Annotated in this window: 1 protein-coding gene; it reads left to right on the top strand. The window is 74.7% G+C overall.

Annotated features, from left to right (window positions below; translation table 11 throughout):
• On the top strand, positions 1-1,077 hold a 1,077-nt coding region (locus GT354_RS36010; protein ID WP_161360591.1), incomplete at both ends, for an amino acid adenylation domain-containing protein.

A 1,077-nucleotide genomic window follows, 5' to 3' on the forward strand; every position in this document is an offset into this window, starting at 1 on the left:
GGGGACCGGATCGCGCTCAGCAGCCCCGCCGGCGAGATCAGCTACGACCGCCTGCGCGGGCACGCCGACGCGCTCGCGGCCCGGCTGTACGCTGCCGGCGCCCGGCCCGGCGACCTCGTCGGCATCCTGCTTCCGCGCGGCCCCGACGCCGTCACGGCCATGCTCGGCACGTGGCAGGCCGGCGCCGCCTATGTGCCGCTGGATCCCGAATACCCTTCGGCCCGGCTGGAGTTCATGGTGGCCGACAGCAACACTCGGGTCGTGGTGACCGATGCCGCGCACGCCGACCTGCTGCCGGGGCACGTCACCGCGGTCCTCGTCGGACAGCCACCCGCCGCAACCGAGAACCTCACCCCGGTCACCCCGGTCGCCCCCCGCCAGGACGACCCGGCCTACGTCGTCTACACGTCGGGCTCCACCGGCACCCCCAAGGGAGTCCTCGTCCCGCACGGCGCGCTCGCCGCCCGGGTGGACTGGATGCGCTCGGGCTACGGCATCGCGGCCGACGACCAGATCCTCCAGAGCGCTTCGCTGTCCTTCGACACGCACGCCGAGGAGATCTACCCGTGCCTGGCCACCGGGGCCACCCTGGTACTGCCGGCCCCCGAGACGTCGCTGCCGGAGGAACTCGCCGAACACCGACTCGACGCGGTCACCGTGCTCGACCTGCCCACCCCGTACTGGCACGAACTGGTGGAGTCCCCCACCGCGATCACCTGGCCCGCAGCGCTGCGCCTGCTCGTCCTGGGCGCCGACCAGGTACGCCCCGGCGCACTGGCCGCGTGGCGCGAACAGGTCGGCGACCGGGTCCGGGTGGTCAACTCGTACGGCCCCACCGAAACCACCGTCATCGCCACCACCGCCGACCTCGGGGCCGCCGACACCCTCGGCCGCCCGCCCATCGGCACGCCGATCGGGCGCACCCGCACACTCGTCTGCGACGCGTACGGCAACCCGGTCCCACCCGGCGTCCCCGGCGAGCTCTACATCGGCGGCGACGGCGTCACGCACGGCTACCTCGGCCGCCCCGGCGCCACCGCCGGCGTCTTCGTCCCCGACCCGCACGGCCCGCCGGGC

Source organism: Streptomyces sp. SID3343 (assembly GCF_009865215.1).
GTDB lineage: Bacteria > Actinomycetota > Actinomycetes > Streptomycetales > Streptomycetaceae > Embleya.